Here is a 23,331-nt window from a genome sequence, read left to right as displayed (position 1 = left end):
TTGTGAGCTGTTTTGATGGTGCTGTTATAAAAAACGGTACCGTAATTTTAGCGCAACATACGTTCTTAGGATTAAATTTGTTTTTGGAAATTTTGATTTTTTATGTCTTTAGTATCTTCGTGGTATTTGGTATTAAAGGCTTTTTTGAGATGTATTCTCAAAGAATGTCAAATGTTATCACCTGTGTTTCAGGGATAATGTTGACATTTGTAATTTTCATTTTATGTTATCAAATCTTGTTTCAAGTGTAGATCATTTTTCCCTATCATTGAATAAAAAAAACACCCCAGGAAACTGAGGTGTTTTTTTATTTTCTGATGTAAGTTTGATAAGTATAATCAAAAAGATGTTTTTCGTCCTTAGGTTGAAATTCAGAATTAATTATTTTCCAGTCATCAAGTTTGATTTCAGGAAAAAAAGCATCAGCGTCAAAGCTGTGATGAACAAGAGTAAGCTCTATTTTGTCAGAATAAATCATAGCTAATTCATATATTTCTCCTCCGCCAATAACATACGAGATTTCATTTTCGGGACAAATTTTTATTGCTTCTTCGATGCTGTTTACTACAATGCAGCCTTCCGGTTTATAGTCTTTTTGACGGGTGATTACGATATGGGTTCTGTTGGGAAGTGGTTTTGGAAAGCTTTCAAATGTTTTTCTTCCCATAATGATATGATGTCCTGAAGTAAGATTTTTGAATCTTTTGAAGTCATTGGGCAGATGCCAGACCAATTCATTGTTCTTTCCAAGCGCATTATTTTCGGCAACTGCCGCAATCATTATAATCATTCTGTCTCTAGTTTATTGGGTAATTCTTCGGCTGTTTTTGTCTGTAATTCAGTTAGTTTTTTTTGTTGTAAAGCAACAAGTCGGTCTATTTGGTCTCTTTCCCAATCTTTATTCATAAACCGATCCGTGATGAAAACTTTTATGAAATGTAAAATAAAAAGAAAAATCCATAACGTAATTACCCAAATGTACCAATTTGAATCAATGGCAGTATTGAAAATTTTAGTCGATACAAACAGGAATAAACTACCAAGTGTTAGTAAAACAAAGTGATAGTAAAGTCTTTTTTTCTGTTTTATTCGTCTTCGGGCATTTTCGTATAGTTCGTGTTGGTCTCTTTCCATTGGCTTAAATTTATTTTATAAAGATAAAATTTAATTTATAAAAGAAGCTATTTGAAATATGGATTATTTCTGGAAATGCTTACCTAGTTTTACGTTATTAGTATAATTTTAAAGTTTTACCAGTTGTATTGATAAAATACAATAATTTTTAGGATTAAAAGCCTTTTAAGAAGTTGCTTTTTTAAATGTAAATAATTACTGTAAATTATGAATTCTTGTATGTAGTTTAAAGTTTAATTTGGGTTAGACTGCAACGCTCCCTTTTATTAGTGCATGAGGCTCGTATCCTTCGAGTGTAAAATCTTCAAAATCAAAATCGAAAATATTCTTGATGTTCGGATTCAAAACCATTTTTGGTAATGTTTTTGGCTCTCTTGATAATTGTAACTCAAGTTGCTCAATATGATTGTTGTAAATATGTGCGTCGCCAAAAGTATGGATGAATTCTCCTACTTCTAAATGGCATACCTGTGCAATCATCATCGTTAGCAAGGCATATGAGGCAATGTTGAAAGGAACTCCTAGGAATATATCGGCACTTCTTTGGTATAACTGGCAGGATAATTTGCCATCGGCAACGTAGAATTGAAAGAATGCATGACAGGGAGGCAAAGCAGCTTTATTGTTGGCTACATTTTCTTCAAACGATTTAGTTGTGTCTGGAAGTACAGATGGATTCCATGCAGAAACTAACATTCTGCGGCTATTTGGGTTGGTTTTTAGTTCGCTGATTAAGTCGGCTATTTGGTCAATTTCTTCGCTGTTCCAATTGCGCCATTGATGCCCGTATACAGGGCCTAAATCGCCATTTTTATCAGCCCAAGCATCCCATATTTTTACGCCGTTTTCTTGAAGGTATTTTATGTTTGTATCTCCTTTTAAAAACCAAAGCAATTCATAAACAATTGATTTGAAGTGCAGTTTTTTAGTGGTAACCATTGGAAAACCTTCGCTTAAATCAAAACGCAGTTGATGACCAAATACACTTTTTGTTCCTGTTCCGGTACGATCTCCTTTTTGACAACCGTTTTCCAAAACATGCTGTACTAAATCTAAATATTGCTTCATTCGTTTGCTTATTTGTGGATTTGTTAATTTGAATAACTAAATTAACAAATAGTAATATCAACTTCTAGTTAGGATTCTCTTCTGGAAATTTCGTCTCTTATTTTAGCGGCTTTTTCATAATCCTCAATTTGAATCGCTTGTTCGAGTAATTCGTTTAATTCCTGCAGACTGTTTTTGATATAGGCTCTAGCCGATTGAGTGCTTTCTTCTTCATTGCCAAAAGTCTCGGGATTAGAAAGGATGTCGTCAATTTCTTGAGAGTCTTTGTCTGTTTCCAGTGGATTTGTTTTTAAAAAGATTCCAGCTTTATCTAAAATATTCTTATAGGTAAAAATAGGAGCATTAAAACGTAATGCCAATGCAATTGCATCGGATGTTCTGGCGTCTATTATTTCTTCTATTTTATCTCTTTCGCAAATAATACTGGAATAGAAAACGCCATCAACTAGCTTGTGAATAATAACTTGTTTTACTGTGATGTCAAATCGTTCCGCAAAATTTTTAAATAAATCATGAGTTAGTGGACGTGGGGGCTTAATTTCTTTTTCTAGGGCTATTGCTATAGATTGCGCTTCAAAAGCACCTATTACAATAGGCAATTTTCTTTCACCGTCAACTTCATTTAAAATCAAGGCATAGGCCCCGTTTTGGGTTTGACTGTATGAAATTCCTTTTATGGATAATTTAACTAAGCTCATAGTTGTTGATATGCTAAAGTACTTCGTACTTAAATTTGTGTTTAAAAAAAATGCTGCCTAAAAGCAAAGATACAAATATCTTGTTTTTTAGGCAGCAATTTCAACAGTTTTATTGAATTTATGAGTGTTGCGCTTTAAATGCTTTAAATTTTTCGATCAATTTTGGCACAATTTCAAAAGCATCTCCTACAATTCCATAATCGGCTACTTTAAAGAAAGGAGCATCAGGATCGCTATTGATAACTACTTTTACTTTTGAGGAACTGATTCCGGCAATATGTTGTATTGCGCCAGAAATCCCTACTGCTATGTATAAGTTGGTCGCAACAGGCTTTCCTGTTTGTCCTACGTGCTCAGCGTGAGGTCTCCATCCAAGATCTGATACGGGTTTTGAGCAAGCAGTTGCTGCACCAAGAACCGAAGCTAATTCTTCGATCATTCCCCAGTTTTCAGGGCCTTTTAATCCACGTCCTCCTGAAACTACAATGTCAGCATCAGCGATAGATACTTTTCCGGTTACTTTCTCAACTGATTCTACCTTTACGCCAAAATCATTCTCTCCAATAGTTGGATTAAAGTCTTCTTCGGTTAAAGTGGATGCGCTTTCAAAAACGCCATAAGAATTTTTGGCAAGACCAAGAACTTTAATGTCGGTATTGATTTCGGTGATATTGAATGCTTTGTTTGAAAAAGCATTTCTTTTTACTTGAAAAGGAGAGGTGCTTACTGGTAATCCAACCACATTTGAAGCGTAACCGGCTTCTAGGGCTACTGCCACAAGAGAAGAAAGGTAAATGCTGTCTGTGGATGAAGAAAGTAAAACTAATTTTGCACTTTCTTTTTGGGCTGCTTGTTTGATGACATCAGCATAAGCTTTGGCTGTAAATCCAGATAATTTATCGTTGTTTACTTTTAGGACTTTATCAACTCCGTATTTTGATAATTCAGAAACATCTCCGGCGTTAATCGTTACAGCTGTTACTGTTGTTCCTAGACTTTCGGCTACTTTTTTTGCATAGGAAGCTAATTCGAAAGCTACTTTTTTGAATTTTCCTTCTGCATATTCTGCATATATTAATATTGACATGTTTTTTTATTTTAAATGTTGAATTATAAATTTTAAATGTATTTGAGAACGTTAATTCACAATTTAAAATTATATTACTTTCGCTTCGTTGTGTAATAAGTCGATTAATTCATCTAAATTATCTGGTGAGATTAGTTTCACTGCTGATTTAGGAGCTGGTTTTTCAAATCTTACCGCTTTGGTATTTATAGTGGTTTCTACCGGTTCTACTAAAGCCAAAGCCTTAGTTCTAGCAGTCATGATTCCTCTCATATTTGGGATGCGTAAATCTTTTTCTTCAACCAATCCTTTTTGTGCTCCAATGATTAATGGCAATGTGGTAGAAACGGTTTCTTTTCCGCCGTCAATCTCACGAATTGCTTTTACATTTGTGCCATCAACCGTTATGCCGGTGCATGAATTTAGGAAGTTGTAACCTAGGATTCCGGCAATCATTCCAGGAACCATTCCGCCATTATAATCCAATGATTCTTTTCCGGCAATGATAAGGTCATAACCGCCATTTTTAATTATTTCGGCAAGTTGTTTGGCAACAAAAAAACCGTCAGCAGGATTTGCATTTACACGAATGGCTTCGTTTGCTCCTATTGCTAATGCTTTTCTTAAAGTTGGTTCTGTTTCAGGTCCGCCAACATTCACAACAGTCACTGTTGCGCCTTGTTGCTCTTGGAACCAAATGGCACGAGTCAAACCAAATTCGTCGTTAGGATTTATTACATATTGTACGCCATTGGTATCAAATTCAGAGTCACCATTGGTAAAATTAATTTTTGAAGTAGTATCAGGAACGTGACTGATGCAAACTAATATTTTCATAGGTATATTTTTTTGATTTTCTTAAAATGCTTTCACAAAAATATAATATTAATTCCAATAATTTACTATGCATGCATAATATTTTTCTTTTAACTATTACGATTTCGTTCTTGTCTTAATGGTCTTGTGCTTTCTTGCGGTATCTTTATTGACAGGAAGATATAGTATAGACTTAGAAACAACTCCTGATTATTTTTAAACTAATTTATGCCTTTAAGTGATTTAAAATATTTATTTTTGCTTTTCGAAAATTATACAGATACAATAATCAAATATGAGAACGATACAATTTAGAGAGGCCATTTGCGAAGCGATGAGTGAAGAAATGCGTCATGATGAGTCCATATATTTAATGGGTGAAGAAGTTGCTGAATATAATGGTGCTTACAAAGCGTCTAAAGGGATGCTTGCCGAGTTTGGTGAAAAAAGGGTAATTGATACTCCAATTGCAGAGCTTGGATTTACAGGGATTGCAGTAGGTTCGGCAATGAATGGTTGTAGGCCGATTGTTGAATATATGACTTTCAATTTTTGTTTAGTAGGTATCGATCAGATTATAAATAACGCTGCCAAGATGCGTCAGATGTCTGGTGGACAATTTAATGTTCCTATTGTTTTTCGTGGTCCAACGGCTTCGGCAGGACAATTAGGAGCAACACACTCTCAGGCTTTAGAAAATTGGTTTGCTAATACGCCAGGACTTAAAGTTGTGGTTCCTTCTACTGTTTATGATGCGAAAGGGCTTTTGAAAGCGGCTATTCGTGACAATGATCCAGTTATTTTTATGGAATCAGAACAAATGTATGGTGATAAAGGTGAAGTGCCGGATGGCGAATATATAATTCCACTTGGTGTCGCAGATATTAAGCGTGAAGGAACTGATGTAACTATTGTTTCTTTTGGTAAGATTATAAAAGAAGCTCATATTGCAGCTGATGAATTGGCCAAAGAAGGAATTTCTTGTGAGATTATCGATTTGAGAACTGTTCGTCCTTTGGATCATGAAACAATCTTGACATCGGTTAAGAAAACAAACAGATTAGTTATTCTTGAAGAGGCTTGGCCTTTTGCGAGTGTTGCTTCAGAGATTACTTATGTTGTTCAAGAACGTGCTTTTGATTTTCTGGATGCTCCAATACAAAGAATTACTACCGCTGATACACCAGCGCCATATTCTCCAGTATTGTTGAAAGAATGGTTGCCAAACGCAGGTGATGTAATAAAAGCAGTGAAAAAAGTAATGTATAAATAATACATACATTTGTCAATACTATTAAGGCTTCATCTTACGTTAGTTTGATGAAGTTTTTTTTTAAATATAAATTATGAATAAGAGTCTATTATTGTGTTTGCTTTTTTTATGGACAATCGGGGGGACCCTTTTTGCTCAAACAAAAGTGAGCGGTGTTATCGTGGATAAATTAAATCAGCCGGTTCCTTTTGCTAACGTTGCTTTCAAGGATTCTAATGAAGGTATTGTTTCTAATGAGGATGGTCATTTTTATCTTGAATCCAAAAACACTTATACTGCAGTAATAGTAACTTCGGTTGGTTTCTCAGACCGGGAAATTACGCTGGAGAAGGCGGTTAATTATAATTTAAGGATTCGCTTAAACGAAGCGGAGTCTTTAAACGAAGTCGTAATTTTTACCGGAAAGACATCTAAAAAGAACAATCCTGCACTTGATATTCTTAGAAAAATATGGGAAAGAAAGCGTAAAAACGGACTTTATCAGTTTGATCAATATCAGATGGAGAAGTACGAAAAAGTGGAGTTTGACATGAATACCATTGATAGTGCATTTATGAAGAGCAAGATTTTTAAAGGAATGGAGTTTGTCTTTAAACACATCGATACCTCTAGTGTTACCGGAAAAACTTACTTGCCTATTTTCATAAACGAGTCTTTGTCTGATGTTTACGGGAATAATAAATTAAAGAAAGTAAAGGAAAAACTAAATGCCAATAAGAATTCGGGATTTAGTGATAATCAACAAATCTTATCCTTTGTAAAAGATCTATACTCGGATTATGATATTTACAACAACCACCTGACTTTTTTTGACAAAAGCTTCACCAGTCCCTTATCAAAAACAGGGATAGATGTTTATAATTATGTACTTAGAGACAGTGCTTATATAGATAAAAAATGGTGTTATAATATTTTATTTTATCCAAGACGTAAAAATGAGTTGACTTTTAAAGGCGATTTTTGGGTTAACGATACCACATTTGCCATTAAAAAAATTAATATGGCAGTGACTAAAAGTGCTAATATTAACTGGGTAAAAGATATTTATATCGAACAGGAATTTGAAGTAAAAAATGATTCTGTTTTCCTTTTGACTCGTGATTATATGATGTCGGATTTTGCTTTAAATAAAAAAGAAGATTCTAAAGGGGTTTATGGAAAGCGAACCACATTATATCAAAATCATAAATTTAATATAGAGAAACCGGCAGGGTTTTATAGGGATGAGGTCAACTATATTGACAATGAAGTTTATAATAAATCCGAAGCTTATTGGGAAGAAAACCGTTTTGAGAATCTAAATAAAGATGAGAAAGGGATTTATAAGATGCTCGATACCTTGCAAACCGTTAAGAAATTTAGGCAGCTGTATAATTTAGTGTCTATTCTAGGTAGTGGTTATGTTCAATTTGGACATATTGATTACGGGCCTATTTTTTCTAGTTTTGGGTACAATGAGGTCGAGGGAATACGACTTAGAGCGGGAGGAAGAACTTATTTTGGGCCTAACGATGTATGGAGATTGCAAGGTTATACCGCTTATGGATTTGATGATAATAAATTCAAATACGGACTTTCTGGGAAATGGATGGTAGACAAAAAAAGCAGAATTATACTTTCGGGAGGTAATAGGCGTGATATCGAACAGATAGGCGCAAGTCTTACCACAACAAATGATGTTTTAGGTAGGAGTTTTGCTTCTTCTTCGTTGTTTTCTTCGGGTAGTAATGGAAAACTGACTAATATTAACCTGAGTAATTTAGGTATAGAAATAGAGCCAATCAAGAACTTGACTTTTCAAACCGGATTTTCGTACCGAACTTTAGAGTCGGCTTCTAGTACATTTAGTTTGGATTATTATACGGACAATACTTTTACAACTACGAAAAGTGATTTGAAACAATCAGAAGTTAACTTCCAGATTGAATACACACCCAATAGAAAAACGATTGGTTATGGTGTAGAGAGAAGTGATGCAGATAGCCCTTTTAGCCGTTTTTATGTAAATTACAGTCATGGATTTAAAGGTTTACTTAATAGTGATTTCAAATACGAAAAAATCCAATTGTATTATAAACAACCTATAATTATAGGGCCATTGGGACGTTCGAATGTAATTATGGAGGTCGGTAAAACTTTTGGTACAATTCCTTTAGGCTTGCTGAATGTTATTCCGGGAAATCAAACTTATTTTACTATTGAAAACACTTTTAGTAATCTTAATTTTTACGAGTTTGTAACAGATCAATATGCCATGTTGCAGTGGGATCATAATTTTGGAGGCCGTTTGTTTTCAAGAATTCCATTTATGAGAAAACTCAATTGGAGAGAAATTGTTGGCGCAAAAGCAGTTTACGGAACCGTATCTGACGCTAATAGAGCAATCAATGCATCGGGATTGGTTTATAACGCACCCGAAGACGTGTACTGGGAATACAGCGCAGGAATCGGAAATATTTTCAAAGTTCTGCGTATTGATTTTGCTTGGAGAGGAAATTATTTTAACACCCCAGATACACAGCGTTTTTCTATAAAAGGATCTTTTGGGTTTTATTTCTAGGAGCTATTTCCAGCTATTCGTTTCAATCTTTTCCTTTTTTCTTAAAAAAGGAAAAGGATTTACACTTCTATCTGGGCTAAAAAAAGAGTATGCAAGAAGCTATCGAATATCTTTCAGAAAAAGAACCTGTTTTCAAGTTGATAATTGAAAAATATGGCTTGCCTGTAATTCCCAAAAGACCGGAAGGTTTCGGAACTTTAGTTTTGCTAATATTAGAACAGCAAGTTTCAATTGATTCTGCCAAAGCAGCTTTTTTGAAATTAAAAACAAGGGCAAAAACAGTCAAACCAGAGATTCTTCTGAATATATCCGATGAGGAGTTTAGAGTCCTTGGCGTAAGCCGACAAAAAACATCTTATATCAAAGCATTAGCACTAGCGATCTTGAATCAAGATATTGATATAGACAGTCTGGCCAATAAACCGGCTCAACAAGTTCGAGAAGAGCTCATCAAGATAAAAGGAATAGGAAACTGGACGATAGATATTTATTTAATGTTTTGTCTTCAAGAGCCAGATTTGCTGCCATTGGGAGATATAGCCATAATTAATACCATAAAAGAATTATTCGATATCCACGAAAAAGAAATCATAGAGATACATAGCATAAAATGGAGGCCGTATCGTTCTATGGCTAGTTTTCTTTTATGGCATTATTACCTAAAAAAAAGAGCTAGGACGATTTCGTACTAATAAATAGCGAAGCTTTTGTTTTCTTGCGTTTTATGACGGATTATTCTTGTGGAGAACGGGTTTTTAAACTACTTTTGCACTCGCATAAAAGAATTTAAGACATACGATAAAATGACTGCAGACAAATTAAAAACTTTCGATGTATTAATCGAAATCCCAAGAGGGAGTAGAAATAAATACGAATACGATTTTGAAATTAAAAGAATGCGTTTTGATAGAATGTTATTCTCGTCAATGATGTATCCGGCTGATTATGGTTTTATACCAGAAACTCTTGCATTAGATGGTGATCCTTTGGATGTATTGGTTTTAGTAAATGAGCCTACTTTTCCTGGATGTGTAATGGAAGTAAAGCCTATCGGGGTTTTCCATATGGCAGATGATAAAGGTCCAGACGAAAAAGTGATTTGTGTACCAGTTTCTGATCCAATTTGGAACAAATTGGAAAACCTATCAGATATGAACCCGCATTTATTAAAAGAAATTGAGCATTTCTTTCAAGTGTATAAAGATCTTGAAAACAAAACTGTCGATGTTGGTGGTTGGGGAGATAGAGACGAAGCTTATGCAATTTTGAAAGCCTGTACGGATCGTTTTGATCAGATAGAAAACAAACCAGAAGGTTTATTTAGTATTAAATAATCTTTTCTATATATCTTAAAAAAAGCAATATTCTGTAAGAATATTGCTTTTTTTGTTTAAATTCGTTTTTAATAGTGTTGATTATTAACCAAAAAACCAAAACGAATTTATGAATACAATTATGATTTATTTGCCAATAATCATGGCAATTGTAGGGCTTTTATTTATGTGGGTTAAACGCACATGGGTTTTAAAACAAGATGCCGGCGATGGAAAGATGAAAGAGATTTCAGATTACATTTATGAAGGGGCACTTGCCTTCCTTAAGGCCGAATATAGATTATTAGCCGTTTTTGTGCTTTTGGCCAGTATAGTTTTAGCAGGAATAACATTTATATCAGGGGTTAAAACACATCTATTAATAGTGGTTGCTTTTGTTTTTGGAGCCTTTTTCTCTGCTCTTGCCGGGAATATGGGTATGAAGATAGCAACTAAAACAAATGTAAGAACAACACAAGCCGCTCGTACGAGTTTGCCTCAGGCGTTGAAAGTATCTTTTGGAGGAGGAACCGTAATGGGATTGGGTGTTGCCGGTTTAGCCGTTCTGGGTTTGACTTCTTTTTTTATTTTCTTTTTTCATTTTTTTATGAACGGAAGCTGGACTTCTACCGAAGACATGACCGTGGTACTGGAAACATTGGCTGGATTTTCTCTTGGAGCAGAATCTATTGCCTTGTTTGCAAGAGTTGGTGGCGGAATTTATACAAAAGCTGCTGATGTTGGTGCTGATTTAGTAGGTAAGGTTGAGGCCGGAATTCCAGAAGACGATCCTCGTAATCCGGCTACAATTGCGGATAATGTGGGGGATAACGTAGGTGATGTTGCCGGAATGGGAGCGGATTTATTTGGTTCTTACGTGGCCACCGTTTTGGCAGCGATGGTTCTTGGGAATTACGTCATTAAAGACATGGGCGGAAATATTCAAGACGCTTTTGGCGGAATAGGGCCTATTTTATTACCAATGACTATTGCCGGTTTCGGAATTTTATTTTCTATCATTGGAACCATGCTTGTAAAAATTACTGATGAAAATGCAAAAGAAGCACAAGTTCAAAAAGCATTGAATATAGGGAACTGGGTTTCTATTGCGCTAACTGCTATTGCTTGTTTCTTTTTAGTACAATATATGTTACCGGAAACTATGAATATGGAGTTTTTCGGTGAAGGAAGCCAGGATATTTCATCTATGAGGGTTTTTTATGCTACAATCGTAGGTTTAGTAGTTGGTGGGGTGATTTCTTCAGTTACGGAATATTATACAGGTTTAGGTACAAAGCCGGTTATGGCAATTGTTCAAAAATCGAGTACAGGTGCGGGAACTAACGTGATTGCAGGTTTAGCAACGGGAATGATATCTACTTTTCCAACAGTATTATTGTTCGCTGCTGCTATTTGGACTTCTTATGCATTTGCAGGATTTTATGGTGTGGCATTGGCGGCTTCGGCGATGATGGCAACAACAGCAATGCAATTAGCAATCGATGCTTTTGGTCCAATTTCTGATAATGCAGGAGGAATTGCCGAGATGAGCGAATTGCCTAAAGAAGTGCGTACCCGTACCGATATTTTGGATTCTGTGGGGAATACAACTGCTGCAACCGGAAAAGGGTTTGCTATTGCATCGGCAGCATTGACTTCATTGGCTCTATTTGCGGCTTATGTAACTTTTACAGGAATTGACGGGATCAATATTTTTAAAGCACCAGTTCTGGCGATGTTATTTGTGGGCGGAATGATACCTGTTGTTTTTTCGGCTTTGGCGATGAACTCAGTGGGTAAAGCAGCTATGGATATGGTGTATGAAGTGCGTCGTCAGTTCAAAGAAATTCCAGGGATTATGGAGGGAACTGGAAAACCAGAATATGCAAAATGCGTTGATATTTCAACCAAAGCGGCTTTAAGAGAAATGATGCTGCCGGGGATATTAACCATTGGTTTTCCAATTGCGATTGTGCTTTTAGGGAAATTAGTTTATGGTGGCAATAATCAATTGATTGCCGAAATGTTAGGGGGCTATATGGCTGGAGTTACTGTTTCGGGCGTTCTTTGGGCTGTTTTTCAAAATAATGCAGGAGGCGCTTGGGATAATGCCAAGAAATCATTTGAAGCCGGTGTTATGATTAATGGCGAAATGACTTATAAAGGTTCAGATGCGCATAAAGCTGCTGTGACAGGAGATACGGTTGGTGATCCATTCAAGGATACTTCTGGGCCGTCGATGAATATCTTAATAAAATTGACTTGTTTGATTGGATTAGTTATGGCACCAATTTTAGGTGACGGTAGTCATACGATTTCTGATAAAGCCAGCTGTTGTATTACTATGGGAGCATGTACATCAATGTCTAAAGAAGAATGTCTGGCCAAAGGTTGTACCAATGCAAAATGCGAACACATGAAGCCAGACGCAATGAAAGCCGAAACGACTTCTAAAGAAGTTTCTATTGAAAAAGTAAATATTAATGGGAAAGTGAAAGCGACAATCAAAACGACCACAAATGGGAAATCAGAAGTTCATGTTTTTGAAGGAACGGATGCTGAGGTTCAGGCCAAAATTGACGCGTTGAAAAATTAATTTAACTTGATTATAAAGAAAATGCCTCACTTTCGTGGGGCATTTTTATTTTAAAAAGATTTACTTTATTTCTTTGAAGGTGAGGCAAGAGGATTAAAATAACCCGTTTATCTCGGCATCTATTCGATTTATAATATTTCCTAAGTCTTCGGGTCTGTCAACAAAGTTGATGTTGTCTACATCAATAATAAGTAATTTACCTCTGTCGTAAGTATGAATCCATGCCTCGTAGCGTTCATTCAAACGACTCAAATAATCAATAGAAATAGTAGATTCGTACTCACGGCCGCGTTTGTGAATTTGTCCCACAAGATTCGGGATAGAGCTTCTTAGGTAGATTAATAAATCAGGCGCTTTAACCGTAGATTCCATTAATTCAAAAAGAGAAGAATAATTTTGGAAATCCCTATTGGTCATCAGTCCCATCGAATAAAGATTGGGTGCAAAAATATGAGCATCTTCATAAATGGTTCTGTCCTGAATTATTTTTTTACCGCTTTCGCGAATTTGCATCACCTGACGAAAACGACTATTCAAGAAGTAGATTTGCAAATTAAAAGACCAACGTTCCATTTGGTGATAAAAATCATCCAAATATGGATTGTCTACCACATCTTCAAAATGGGGTTCCCATTTAAAGTGTTTCGCCAATAAACGTGTTAAAGTTGTTTTTCCAGACCCTATGTTTCCTGCTACTGCTATGTGCATTACGCTGTTATGATTTTATAATTTGTAAATTACTTAATTGTAAAAATAGATAAAATTTGCTCTCTATTGCTGAATTTTTCAAACGTTTTTCGAAATTTTAATTTTCTTCCTCTGATTTTTATATAAGTCTTTGACTACTAAAAAAAATATTTGTTTTTTATAGTTTTAGAACATAAAAAAGCCATTCATGATCAATGAATGGCTTTTTTATAAAATAATCCGATCTTATTTATTACAATCCGAAAGCCGTTTTTACTTGGTCAACGAAATCTAATTTTTCCCAAGTAAACAATTCAACTGTAACTGTTTTTTCGTTTCCACCTGGAGCAGAGAAAGTTTTTGTTACTGTTTCAGGCGTACGTCCCATGTGTCCGTAAGCAGCTGTTTCGCTGTAAATAGGATTTCTTAGTTTCAAACGTTGCTCAATAAAATAAGGACGCATATCGAAGATAGCTTCTACTTTTTTTGCAATTTCACCATTGGTTAAGTTTACTTTAGATGTTCCGTAAGTATCGATGAAAATACCCATTGGTTTTGCAACACCAATAGCGTAAGAAACCTGAACTAAGATTTCTTCAGCAACGCCTGCAGCAACCAAGTTTTTAGCAATATGACGTGTAGCATAAGCAGCACTTCTATCTACTTTACTTGGATCTTTACCGGAGAATGCGCCACCACCGTGAGCACCTTTTCCACCGTAAGTATCCACAATGATTTTTCTTCCTGTAAGTCCGGTATCTCCGTGAGGTCCTCCAATTACAAATTTCCCTGTTGGGTTAATGTGGTATTGGATTTTATCATTGAATAAATGCGCTTGTTTAGGATTTTTGGCAATGATTCTTGGGATCAAGATCTCGATGATATCTTTTTTGATTTTGGCAAGCATTACTGCTTCTTCGTCAAAATCATCGTGTTGTGTCGAAATTACAATCGCATCAATACGAGTTGGTTTGTTGTCGTCGCTGTATTCTAAAGTTACCTGAGATTTAGCATCTGGACGTAAATAAGTGATTTCATTATTTTCGCGTCTTAAAATAGCTAATTCCTGCAATAATTTATGAGATAAATCAAGTGCCAAAGGCATGTAGTTGTCTGTTTCGTTTGTTGCGTAACCAAACATCATTCCTTGGTCACCAGCACCTTGCTCTTCAGGATTGGCTCTATCAACTCCTTGGTTTATGTCAGCTGATTGTTCGTGAATTGCAGAAAGAATTCCACAAGAATTAGCTTCAAACATATATTCACTTTTCGTGTAACCAATTTTTCTGATTACCTCACGAGCAATATTTTGTACGTCTAAGTAGGTGTTTGATTTTACTTCTCCGGCCAATATTACTTGTCCAGTTGTAACCAGAGTCTCGCAAGCCACTTTTGATTCGGGGTCAAATGCTAAAAAGTTATCAATTAATGCGTCCGAAATTTGATCTGCAATTTTGTCTGGATGTCCTTCACTCACAGATTCTGACGTAAATAAATAGGCCATAATAATTGTTGTTTAAAATTAAGCGAGGAAAAAATAGTTGCAAAATAGTGCTAAAGAAGAGTTTCTGCTTTAGCATTTTTTCTACTGAAAAACATTCAGTATTCATAATGAATTCGTTTCATTATGAAGAGGTTGCAATCAGTTCAAATTTTTCCTCTTGTATTCGGGTGCAAATGTATGAAACCATTTTGAATTGCAAATTAAACTTAATCTTTTTTTAATTTAAATTAATATATTTAACATATCCTAGTTATTCTATAGGCTTTGTAAATATATTCGTTTTTATTTGGTCACATCAAAAATAGTTTGCAAATTTGCTATTATCAAATAATAGAAAAATGAAATTTATTACTAACAATATGTGTTTTATGATGCCGGAGTATTCCGCAGAGTTCGCTATTGTATAGTTTTAAAAATCTAAAATATATAATTGAGACCTCTGCTAACCGCAGGGGTTTTTTTATGAAATTAATTCAAATTATAATCTAAAAACTATTAACTAAATAAAATCAAACACAATGAGTACACAAAATTTTGCAACTAAGGCTTTGCATGCTGGGCATGATGTTAGACAACACGGAGGAACAAGAGCGGTTCCTATTTATCAAACTAGTTCTTATGTTTTTAATAACTCAGAACATGCGGCTAATTTATTTGGTTTAGCAGAAACGGGTTATATTTATACAAGATTAAATAATCCTACAAACGATATTTTGGAACAGCGTTTGGCTGCTTTGGAAGGTGGAATCGCTGCGGTGGTTACGGCATCAGGAACAGCAGCTATCACAACTGCTTTGCTTGTTTTGCTTAGGGCCGGCGATCATATTGTAGCATCTAACAGTTTGTATGGAGGGACTTATAATTTGCTAAGTGTTACTTTGCCTAGATTAGGAATCACAACTACTTTTGTAGATCCTTCTGATCCGACTAATTTTACTAAAGCTGCTCAAGAAAATACAAGAGTATTTTTTGCAGAATCTTTAGGGAATCCTAAACTAGATGTTTTGGACTTAAAGGCGATCTCGGCGCAAGCCAAAGCATTTCGAGTACCATTCATGGTTGATAACACTGTGGCTTCTCCTTATTTATTAAATCCTATTACATACGGTGCAAATATTGTTGTTCATTCGTTGACGAAATACATTGCAGGTAACGGAACTTCATTGGGAGGCGCTATTATTGATGCAGGAACTTTTGACTGGAGCAGTGGTAAGTTTCCGGAATTTACAGAACCAGCTGCGGGCTATCATGGTTTAATTTATCATGAAGCATTGGGTAATGCTGCTTTTATTGCAAAAGCTAGAATTGAAGGTTTACGTGATTTTGGTGCGGCTTTGAGTCCGTTTAATGCATTTCAAATTATCCAAGGTTTAGAGACTTTGCCGCTTCGCGTGCAGAAACACAGTGAAAACGGTTTGGCTTTAGCACAATGGTTAGAAGATCAAGATGCAGTGGCTTGGGTAAATTATCCAGGATTAAAGTCAAGTAAGTATTATGATTTAGCGCAAACTTATTTGCCAAAAGGACAAAACGGTTTGCTAACCTTTGGTTTAAAGGGAGGTTTTGAAGCTGCCAAAAAAGTAGCTGATGAAACCAAGCTGTTTTCGCTTTTAGCCAATATTGGAGATACGAAGTCTTTAATTATTCATCCTGCAAGTACAACGCATCAACAATTATCGGCAGACCAGCAAGTCGCTTCGGGTGTTACTCAGGATTTAATTCGCTTGTCAGTAGGTTTAGAAGATATTGATGATTTGAAAGCAGATTTAAAAGCAGTTTTTGATAGTTTGTAGTTTTAAAAGTGAATTTATTCAGCGGACTAATTCGAAAGTCATTTTTGGCGTATTGATTTAAAATAATATAAAACGTTTGGTTTTGGAAGTTAGTTCTAGCTTATTTGTTATTAGATTGTTAACTAAATAGCTAAATAGTGTTTTTTTGCTAAACTAACGTTAAATAGGCTTAAGATATTTGGAAAATAGAGAAAAAATAGCCATATTTGTATATCAAGAAAAAACAAAAAATGAATTTTAAGATTTGCAAAAAGGTTAAAAATATTTCGGAGGAATCTGCCGGGTTGTAATTGCTTTCAATTTACACATCTATAGCAAGAGCCTCTCAATAGTAAATAGCATTGGGAGGCTTTTTTAATATAATATGTTTCAAAATAAAACACACACGATGAATAAATGCGTCATTAAAAATAGTAAATCACTTTCTACAAAATTTCTTGTAGAAGGATGTTGATTTCCAAAAGTGTAGGTATACATTACTTAAACCCTTTTGGTATTTTATCCAAAAGGGTTTTTTTATACTATCTAAGAAAACATTTTTAATAATAAGCAAGCATTGATTTTAAAATAAAGAATAACCAAAACAATAAGTACGATGAGCACAAAAAACACATTTAGCGAAAAATTTAATTTCTTTAGGAATTTAAGAAACAAAAGAAGTAGAGTTAATTTATCAGAAAATGATTTAATTAATCCGAGATTAGGATTGGATGCAACTGATGAAAAGGATTTAAAAAAACAATCCAATTCATTACAGTTTTTGATGTATTCAAAAGAAAATGACACTCTTTTTATATAGTTGGGTTTTTCCCAATTTTATAGTGACTTAATCGCAAGTAATTTCTGAATAGCAATGTTCGGTGTTGCCTTGCGTTTTTGTGTTTGTACTATTTTAAGAATAAAATCTAAGGCATTTTTGTTTGGTTATTAACAAAAAATGTAGTTAATTTGCGCCAATAAGTTCACAAACGTACTGAAATGTTATAAAGAAAGGCAGAGGGATTAGACCCAATGAAGCCTTAGCAACCCTTCGAGAAATCGAAGAAGGTGCTGCATTCTACCACACTCAAGTGGAAAGATAACAACAAGAATTCTCCTAGTTTATTTCTAGCTTTTTCTTTCTAATATTTCCAGACACAGATCAAAATTTTAAAAGATTTGAAATTGGAAAATAAACTCAATCCTATTACTATAAAAAATTTCACCACCGAAAGTGGCGTTGTTTATCCTGTCTTAAACTTAACTTATGAAGTTTTTGGACCGGCATTAAACACAGCTCCTATCGTTTTGGTCAATCATGCTTTAACGGGCAATTCTCGTGTTGTAGGGAATGATGGCTGGTGGAATGATTTAATTGGTGACAATAAAACAATAGACACTAATAAATATACCGTAATTGCTTTTAACATACCGGGTAATGGTTATGATAAAACGACTATAGATAATTATTTAGATTTTAAGGCCAGAGATATCGCTAAATTATTCATCCAAGGGATTCAATTTCTTAAAATTGATCAATTGTATGCTTTAATTGGTGGTTCAGTAGGTGGTGGGATTGCTTGGGAGATGATTGCCTTAGAGCCTAAAATCACCAAACATTTAATTCCTATTGCTACCGATTGGAAAGCTACTGATTGGTTGATTGCCAATTGTTTTTTGCAAGAACAAATCCTAAATAATTCTTGTAAACCTATTGAAGATGCCAGGACGCACGCCATGATGTGTTATCGTACTCCGGAATCTTTCAAAGAAAAATTTCAAAGAACCAAAAACGAAGAATTAGCAATTTTTAATGTTGAAAGTTGGCTTATTCATCATGGAGAAAAACTACAAAAACGGTTTCAACTGTCTTCGTATAAGATGATGAACCAATTGCTAAAAACAATTGATGTTAGCAGAAACACGGATTCATTTGAAGTTCTGGCTTCGAGAATAGAAGCCTCAATTCACATTATTGGAATTAATTCGGACTTGTTTTTTACGGCAAAAGAAAATAAAGAAACCTATCAGGAATTAAAGAAACTCAATATCAATGTATCTTATCAGGAAATTGAATCGGTACACGGGCACGACGCCTTTTTGATCGAATACGAACAATTAAATAATTTACTTGCCGATATTTTTTAATGGCAATTATAAAACATAGTAAAATGAAAATATTAAAATTTGGAGGTAAATCACTATCTAATGGTGAAGGAATAAGTAAAGTTGTTTCGATCATAGTTGACAAAGTAAATCAAGGAGAGCAAATTGCGGTTGTAGTTTCAGCTCGTGGAAATGCAACAGATGAATTAGAAGATATACTAAGAATTGCATCCGAAAACGGAGATTACAAGCCTTTATTTGAAGATTTTAAAAAATATCAAAACGGAGAATATCAAGAAGTAGATTTGTCTGAAGAATTCCAAATATTGGAAAAACTTTTTGAAGGGATTAGCCTAATTGGAGATTATAGTACCAAAATAAAAGATCAGGTTCTTTCTAAGGGAGAATTGATTTCGGCAAAATTACTGACGGCTATTTTGGTTTCTAAAGGAATAAATGCTCATTTTACGGATTCAAGAGTTTTGCTAAAAACCGATTCTAAATTTGGTGATGCGCAACCGCTTGAACAACTTTCCAAGAAAAATGTTATTCAACACTTTAAACAAAATAATGGGACCACAGTAAATATTGTCACTGGTTTTATTGGTTCAAATAACAACAATGACACGACTACTTTAGGAAGAAATGGCAGTAATTACACCGCTTCTTTACTGGCGAATTATTTAGACGCCGAAGAACTTCAGAGCTATACTCATGTGGATGGAATTTACACAGCCAACCCAGATTTGGTTTTGGATGCTAAAAAAATTGATCATTTGACCTTTAATGAGGCCAATGAGTTAGCCAATTTTGGTGCAACGATATTACATGCTAAAACGATTATTCCTTTATTGGAAAAAAACATTCCACTTCGTATTTTAAACACCTTTAATCACGAAAATAAAGGAACGCTAATCACATCTAATTCGAATGAAGCAGGAATTAAAACGCTTTCTGTATTAGAAAATGTGGCTTTGGTGAATCTTGAAGGAAGAGGTTTATTAGGGAAAACCGGTGTTGATGCCCGTATTTTTAGAGTGATGGGAGATAATGATATCAGCGTAAGTATCATATCACAAGGATCATCTGAAAGAGGGATTGGGTTAGTGGTAGCCGCTGATAAAGCGACCAAAGCGATGATTGAACTTGAAAAAGAATTTGAAAATGATTTCTATTCAAAGGATGTCAATAAAATTACGGTGACCGATAATGTTTCTGTAATTTCAATTATTGGTCAGGATTTAAGTACGTTTTACAAGCCTTATACGGCATTAATCAAGAATAAAATTGTTCCTATACTTTTCAATAATACGGTGACGGGTAAGAATGTTAGTTTGGTGGTTTATAAGCACCAACTGAACAAAGCGCTGAATGTTATTCACGGAGAGATTTTTGGAGTTTCAAAGAAAAATAATATTGCCGTTTTTGGCCATGGTTTGGTTGGAGGAACTTTGATTAACCAGATATTGGAATCTGCTGAAACAATCGAGAAAAGAAAAGGAATTAAATTGAATGTTTTTGCGATTGCCAATTCAAAAAATATCCTTTTGAATAAAAACGGAGTATCACCAAATTGGATAAACGAAATACAAACTAACGGCTTTTCGTATACAATTGATGATGTTATCGCTTATGCAAATGAACATCATCTGGAGAATTTAATTGCAATAGATAATACGGCAAGTGCTGATTTCGTTGAGAATTATGTAAGATTGGCCGAAAACAGTTTTGATTTAATATCTTCTAACAAAGTTGCCAACACATTAAGTTATAAGTTTTACAAAGATTTAAGAAAGGTATTGGCGGATAATCAAAAGAGTTATCTTTATGAAACTAATGTTGGTGCTGGTCTGCCGTTGATAGATACTATAAAATTACTGCATCTTTCTGGTGAAAATATCACCAAAATTAAAGGCGTTTTTTCTGGCACATTGAGTTATTTGTTCAATAATTTCTCAGCCAAGGATGCTCCTTTTAGTGAAATTTTGAAAGAAGCAATTGATAATGGGTACACAGAACCGGATCCAAGAGAAGATTTATGCGGTAATGATGTAGGACGTAAACTATTGATTTTAGCAAGAGAATTGGATTTGCAAAATGAATTTGAAGAAATTGGGATTCAGAATCTTATTCCGGAACATTTACGTGAAGGCGATGTTTCTGATTTTCTAAATAAATTGAAGGAATTTGACCCAATTTATGATAAGATAAAAAGCGAACAAAAGCCAAATCACGTTTTGAGATATATAGGCGAATTGTCTGGAGATTTACAAAACGACAAAGGAAATCTAGAAGTAAAATTAGTTTCGGTTCCATCTGATACGGCGCTAGGCGGATTGAAAGGATCAGACTCTTTCTTCGAAATTTACACGGAATCTTACGGAGACCGACCAATCGTGATTCAGGGAGCTGGAGCCGGATCGGCAGTTACGGCGAGAGGTGTTTTTGGAGATGTTTTGAGATTGTCGGATAAAGGATAAGGATTTCAGATCGCAGAGTAATGATTTTTGAATTTAGATATAAAAAAGATACAAAATGAAAATAACATTAAACAGAATAAACGATAATTTCCACTTTGAATTAAAAAATGAGCGTGGACATATAGTAAATGTAGATAGTCGTCCTGAATTTGGCGGGAATGATATGGGACCAAGCCCAATGGAATTAGTATTGATGGGAGTTGCTGGTTGTAGCGCGATTGATATGATTTCGATTTTAAAAAAGCAACGCCAGGAAATTACTTCTTTCAAAGCGGAAGTTGAGGGCGAAAGAGTGCAAGTTGGAGAAGCCAAACCGTTCAAGAATATTACTGTAGTTTTCTTCTTGGAAGGACCTATAAACGAAGAAAAAGCTTTAAGAGCGGCACAGCTTTCTTTCGAGAAATACTGTTCCGTTTCTAAAACATTAGAACCCACGGCAACAATACATTATAAAGTAGTTTTGAATAATATAACACTTGGTTAATAGCCATTTGTAAAAGAAAATAAAAAAATGAACGAACAAGAATTTGGTTTTGAAACCCAAGCCATACGCAGTCAATTAGAAAGAACCCAATATTTAGAGCATTCGGTGCCTTTGTATTTATCATCCAGTTTTGTATTTGAAGATGCCGAAGATATGCGTGCTTCTTTTACGGAAGAAAAAGAAAGAAATATTTACAGTCGTTTTAGCAATCCAAACACAACTGAATTTGTAGAGAAAATTTGCAAAATGGAAGGTGCCGAAGCAGGTTATGCCTATGCTACAGGGATGGCAGCGGTTTATTCTACTTTTGCAGCCTTGTTAAAATCAGGTGATCATATCGTTTCTGCGGGTAGTGTTTTTGGGTCAACCCATGCGTTGTTTACAACTTATTTTCCAAAATGGAATATCGAAACTTCGTATTTTGATATTGACAAACCGGAAACCATTGAGAGCTTTATTAAGCCTAATACTAAAATTTTGTATGCTGAGTCGCCAACGAATCCGGCGGTAGATATTATCGATTTAGAATTATTGGGAAATATTGCCAAAAAACACAATCTGATATTGATTATCGACAACTGTTTTGCGACACCTTATATCCAGAATCCAATTAAATTTGGAGCTCATTTGGTCATTCATTCTGCTACAAAATTAATTGACGGGCAAGGAAGAGTTCTTGGCGGAGTTACCGTAGGAAATGAAGATTTGATAAGACAAATTTATTTATTTTCGAGAAATACAGGACCTTCAATGTCTCCTTTCAATGCTTGGGTATTGTCGAAAAGTTTAGAAACATTAGCCGTTCGCGTAGAGAAACATTGCGAAAATGCGATGAAAGTGGCAGAGTTTCTCGAAAACCATCCAAATGTGAATACAGTAAAATATCCGTTCTTGAAATCGCATCCGCAATATGAAATTGCCAAAAAACAAATGAGTCTTGGTGGGAATATTGTAGCTTTTGAAATAAAAGGCGGAATTGAAGCTGGAAGGGCTTTTTTGAATAAAATTAAATTGTGTTCGCTTTCTGCAAATTTAGGAGATACCAGAACAATCGTTACACATCCGGCATCAACAACACACAGCAAATTATCTGTTGAAGAAAGGTTAGCGGTAAGTATCACCGATGGTTTGGTGCGCGTTTCTGTAGGTTTGGAAACTGTTAAAGATGTAATTGCCGATTTAGAACAGGCACTTTCATAAGATTTTCAATTTTTGATAAACGATTTTTGATTTTAGATTTGATGATTGTCGCTAAAAAAGATTGTAGATTTGGTGTTTGAATTTAAAACAATTGATGTTTTTTTAAATCAAAAATCGTTGATCATCATTCTTAAATCAAAAATCGTTAATTATGCTTTCTAAAAAAACAAAATACGGAATAAAGGCTTTGACTTTTTTGGCTCGCCAGAAAGATCAAACGCCAGTTCAAATTGCAGAGATTGCAAAAAGTGAAAACATTTCGACTAAATTTTTAGAAAGTATTTTGTTATTATTGCGTAATTCGGGTTTTTTGGGTGCCAAAAAAGGAAAAGGTGGCGGTTATTACCTCATCAAAGAGCCAAAAGACATTAATATGGCTCATGTCTATCGAATTCTCGAGGGTCCCATTGCGCTTCTACCTTGCGCCAGTCATAATTTTTATGAAAAATGTGAAGACTGTACCGATGAAGCTACTTGTGCTGTTCGGAGGCTAATGACCGAAGTACGAGACAATACCTTGATGATATTAGAAAATAATACTCTGGCTGATATCGCTTTTTAAACCGTAAAATAA

At 34.9% G+C, this 23,331-nt stretch carries 20 protein-coding genes and 1 riboswitch; of the genes, 12 read left to right on the top strand and 8 right to left on the bottom strand.

Features of this window, described 5'->3' with window-relative positions; all coding sequences use genetic code 11:
* Positions 1-307: 307 nt before the first annotated feature.
* From ACMDB5_RS02580 to ACMDB5_RS02555, 6 genes are all read right to left on the bottom strand, one after another.
* Positions 308-790 carry a dihydrofolate reductase gene (locus ACMDB5_RS02580; RefSeq protein ID WP_413999459.1) on the bottom strand — a complete coding sequence of 161 codons (483 nt, stop codon included), beginning with the start codon at positions 788-790 and terminating at the stop codon, positions 308-310.
* Positions 787-1,134, bottom strand: a complete 348-nt coding sequence (locus ACMDB5_RS02575) for a 2TM domain-containing protein (protein WP_413999458.1) — start codon at positions 1,132-1,134, stop codon at positions 787-789. The genes ACMDB5_RS02580 and ACMDB5_RS02575 overlap by 4 nt, the downstream gene beginning before the upstream one ends.
* Positions 1,135-1,377: 243 nt before the next feature.
* Complete coding sequence (locus ACMDB5_RS02570) at positions 1,378-2,202, bottom strand: thymidylate synthase (RefSeq protein ID WP_413999457.1); 825 nt, start codon at positions 2,200-2,202, stop codon at positions 1,378-1,380.
* Positions 2,203-2,270: 68 nt separating this feature from the next.
* Entirely contained in the window at positions 2,271-2,900 is a 630-nt protein-coding gene (locus ACMDB5_RS02565) for a bifunctional nuclease domain-containing protein (RefSeq protein ID WP_413999456.1), read from the bottom strand.
* A 118-nt stretch (positions 2,901-3,018) separates the two neighbouring features.
* Positions 3,019-3,987, bottom strand: a complete 969-nt coding sequence (locus ACMDB5_RS02560; RefSeq protein ID WP_413999455.1) for an electron transfer flavoprotein subunit alpha/FixB family protein — start codon at positions 3,985-3,987, stop codon at positions 3,019-3,021.
* Positions 3,988-4,056: 69 nt separating this feature from the next.
* Positions 4,057-4,803 (bottom strand): electron transfer flavoprotein subunit beta/FixA family protein, encoded by a 747-nt coding sequence (locus ACMDB5_RS02555; RefSeq protein WP_413999454.1) that lies wholly within the window; start codon positions 4,801-4,803, stop codon positions 4,057-4,059.
* Positions 4,804-5,077: 274 nt separating this feature from the next.
* Here ACMDB5_RS02555 and ACMDB5_RS02550 point away from each other — a divergent pair, with 274 nt between their 5' ends.
* The 5 genes from ACMDB5_RS02550 (at position 5,078) to ACMDB5_RS02530 (ending at position 12,524) form a co-directional block, all read left to right on the top strand.
* Positions 5,078-6,055 carry a pyruvate dehydrogenase complex E1 component subunit beta gene (locus ACMDB5_RS02550; protein WP_413999453.1) on the top strand — a complete coding sequence of 326 codons (978 nt, stop codon included), beginning with the start codon at positions 5,078-5,080 and terminating at the stop codon, positions 6,053-6,055.
* A 73-nt stretch (positions 6,056-6,128) separates the two neighbouring features.
* The gene (locus ACMDB5_RS02545; RefSeq protein ID WP_413999452.1) at positions 6,129-8,615 is read left to right on the top strand and encodes a DUF5686 family protein; all 2,487 of its coding nucleotides are present in this window, start codon (positions 6,129-6,131) and stop codon (positions 8,613-8,615) included.
* An 89-nt stretch (positions 8,616-8,704) separates the two neighbouring features.
* Positions 8,705-9,307 (top strand): DNA-3-methyladenine glycosylase family protein, encoded by a 603-nt coding sequence (locus tag ACMDB5_RS02540; RefSeq protein WP_413999451.1) that lies wholly within the window; start codon positions 8,705-8,707, stop codon positions 9,305-9,307.
* A 111-nt stretch (positions 9,308-9,418) separates the two neighbouring features.
* The gene (locus tag ACMDB5_RS02535) at positions 9,419-9,949 is read left to right on the top strand and encodes an inorganic diphosphatase (RefSeq protein ID WP_413999450.1); all 531 of its coding nucleotides are present in this window, start codon (positions 9,419-9,421) and stop codon (positions 9,947-9,949) included.
* Positions 9,950-10,058: 109 nt separating this feature from the next.
* Entirely contained in the window at positions 10,059-12,524 is a 2,466-nt protein-coding gene (locus ACMDB5_RS02530; protein ID WP_413999449.1) for a sodium-translocating pyrophosphatase, read from the top strand.
* A 93-nt stretch (positions 12,525-12,617) separates the two neighbouring features.
* Here the strand turns inward: ACMDB5_RS02530 and ACMDB5_RS02525 are convergent, their stop codons facing one another.
* Positions 12,618-13,232 carry a deoxynucleoside kinase gene (locus ACMDB5_RS02525; RefSeq protein ID WP_413999448.1) on the bottom strand — a complete coding sequence of 205 codons (615 nt, stop codon included), beginning with the start codon at positions 13,230-13,232 and terminating at the stop codon, positions 12,618-12,620.
* Between the two features lie 232 nt (positions 13,233-13,464).
* Positions 13,465-14,715, bottom strand: a complete 1,251-nt coding sequence (metK, locus tag ACMDB5_RS02520) for a methionine adenosyltransferase (protein ID WP_413999447.1) — start codon at positions 14,713-14,715, stop codon at positions 13,465-13,467.
* 518 nt (positions 14,716-15,233) lie between these two features.
* On the opposite strand from metK, the gene ACMDB5_RS02515 reads away from it, so the two are divergent.
* The 7 genes from ACMDB5_RS02515 (at position 15,234) to ACMDB5_RS02485 (ending at position 23,319) form a co-directional block, all read left to right on the top strand.
* Positions 15,234-16,508, top strand: coding sequence for an O-acetylhomoserine aminocarboxypropyltransferase/cysteine synthase family protein (locus ACMDB5_RS02515; RefSeq protein WP_413999446.1), 1,275 nt, complete (start codon positions 15,234-15,236; stop codon positions 16,506-16,508).
* Between the two features lie 595 nt (positions 16,509-17,103).
* Entirely contained in the window at positions 17,104-17,307 is a 204-nt protein-coding gene (locus tag ACMDB5_RS02510; RefSeq protein WP_413999445.1) for a hypothetical protein, read from the top strand.
* 179 nt (positions 17,308-17,486) lie between these two features.
* Positions 17,487-17,593: riboswitch (SAM riboswitch) on the top strand.
* Positions 17,594-17,672: 79 nt separating this feature from the next.
* Positions 17,673-18,635: an alpha/beta fold hydrolase gene (locus ACMDB5_RS02505; protein WP_413999444.1), complete on the top strand. Its 963-nt coding sequence runs from the start codon at positions 17,673-17,675 to the stop codon at positions 18,633-18,635.
* A 23-nt stretch (positions 18,636-18,658) separates the two neighbouring features.
* Entirely contained in the window at positions 18,659-21,073 is a 2,415-nt protein-coding gene (thrA, locus tag ACMDB5_RS02500) for a bifunctional aspartate kinase/homoserine dehydrogenase I (protein ID WP_413999443.1), read from the top strand.
* A gap of 55 nt (positions 21,074-21,128) precedes the next feature.
* Positions 21,129-21,557, top strand: a complete 429-nt coding sequence (locus ACMDB5_RS02495; RefSeq protein WP_413999442.1) for an OsmC family protein — start codon at positions 21,129-21,131, stop codon at positions 21,555-21,557.
* Between the two features lie 27 nt (positions 21,558-21,584).
* On the top strand, positions 21,585-22,757 hold the full coding sequence (locus ACMDB5_RS02490; protein ID WP_413999441.1) for a trans-sulfuration enzyme family protein: 1,173 nt from the start codon (positions 21,585-21,587) through the stop codon (positions 22,755-22,757).
* 151 nt (positions 22,758-22,908) lie between these two features.
* On the top strand, positions 22,909-23,319 hold the full coding sequence (locus ACMDB5_RS02485; RefSeq protein WP_413999440.1) for an RrF2 family transcriptional regulator: 411 nt from the start codon (positions 22,909-22,911) through the stop codon (positions 23,317-23,319).
* Positions 23,320-23,331: the final 12 nt, after the last annotated feature.

Source organism: Flavobacterium sp. W1B, from assembly GCF_047344965.1.
In the GTDB taxonomy this organism is placed as follows: Bacteria; Bacteroidota; Bacteroidia; order Flavobacteriales; family Flavobacteriaceae; genus Flavobacterium.
This window is presented reverse-complemented; position numbering and strand designations above follow the sequence as displayed.

Excerpts from the sequence above, each read along its gene's own strand:
- ACMDB5_RS02580 (WP_413999459.1), bottom strand. The coding sequence starts at position 790 with ATGATTATAATGATTGCGGCAGTTGCCGAAAATAATGCGCTTGGAAAG.
- ACMDB5_RS02575 (WP_413999458.1), bottom strand. The coding sequence starts at position 1,134 with ATGGAAAGAGACCAACACGAACTATACGAAAATGCCCGAAGACGAATA.
- ACMDB5_RS02570 (WP_413999457.1), bottom strand. The coding sequence starts at position 2,202 with ATGAAGCAATATTTAGATTTAGTACAGCATGTTTTGGAAAACGGTTGT.
- ACMDB5_RS02565 (WP_413999456.1), bottom strand. The coding sequence starts at position 2,900 with ATGAGCTTAGTTAAATTATCCATAAAAGGAATTTCATACAGTCAAACC.
- ACMDB5_RS02560 (WP_413999455.1), bottom strand. The coding sequence starts at position 3,987 with ATGTCAATATTAATATATGCAGAATATGCAGAAGGAAAATTCAAAAAA.
- ACMDB5_RS02555 (WP_413999454.1), bottom strand. The coding sequence starts at position 4,803 with ATGAAAATATTAGTTTGCATCAGTCACGTTCCTGATACTACTTCAAAA.
- ACMDB5_RS02550 (WP_413999453.1), top strand. The coding sequence starts at position 5,078 with ATGAGAACGATACAATTTAGAGAGGCCATTTGCGAAGCGATGAGTGAA.
- ACMDB5_RS02545 (WP_413999452.1), top strand. The coding sequence starts at position 6,129 with ATGAATAAGAGTCTATTATTGTGTTTGCTTTTTTTATGGACAATCGGG.
- ACMDB5_RS02540 (WP_413999451.1), top strand. The coding sequence starts at position 8,705 with ATGCAAGAAGCTATCGAATATCTTTCAGAAAAAGAACCTGTTTTCAAG.
- ACMDB5_RS02535 (WP_413999450.1), top strand. The coding sequence starts at position 9,419 with ATGACTGCAGACAAATTAAAAACTTTCGATGTATTAATCGAAATCCCA.
- ACMDB5_RS02530 (WP_413999449.1), top strand. The coding sequence starts at position 10,059 with ATGAATACAATTATGATTTATTTGCCAATAATCATGGCAATTGTAGGG.
- ACMDB5_RS02525 (WP_413999448.1), bottom strand. The coding sequence starts at position 13,232 with ATGCACATAGCAGTAGCAGGAAACATAGGGTCTGGAAAAACAACTTTA.
- metK (WP_413999447.1), bottom strand. The coding sequence starts at position 14,715 with ATGGCCTATTTATTTACGTCAGAATCTGTGAGTGAAGGACATCCAGAC.
- ACMDB5_RS02515 (WP_413999446.1), top strand. The coding sequence starts at position 15,234 with ATGAGTACACAAAATTTTGCAACTAAGGCTTTGCATGCTGGGCATGAT.
- ACMDB5_RS02510 (WP_413999445.1), top strand. The coding sequence starts at position 17,104 with ATGAGCACAAAAAACACATTTAGCGAAAAATTTAATTTCTTTAGGAAT.
- thrA (WP_413999443.1), top strand. The coding sequence starts at position 18,659 with ATGAAAATATTAAAATTTGGAGGTAAATCACTATCTAATGGTGAAGGA.
- ACMDB5_RS02495 (WP_413999442.1), top strand. The coding sequence starts at position 21,129 with ATGAAAATAACATTAAACAGAATAAACGATAATTTCCACTTTGAATTA.
- ACMDB5_RS02490 (WP_413999441.1), top strand. The coding sequence starts at position 21,585 with ATGAACGAACAAGAATTTGGTTTTGAAACCCAAGCCATACGCAGTCAA.
- ACMDB5_RS02485 (WP_413999440.1), top strand. The coding sequence starts at position 22,909 with ATGCTTTCTAAAAAAACAAAATACGGAATAAAGGCTTTGACTTTTTTG.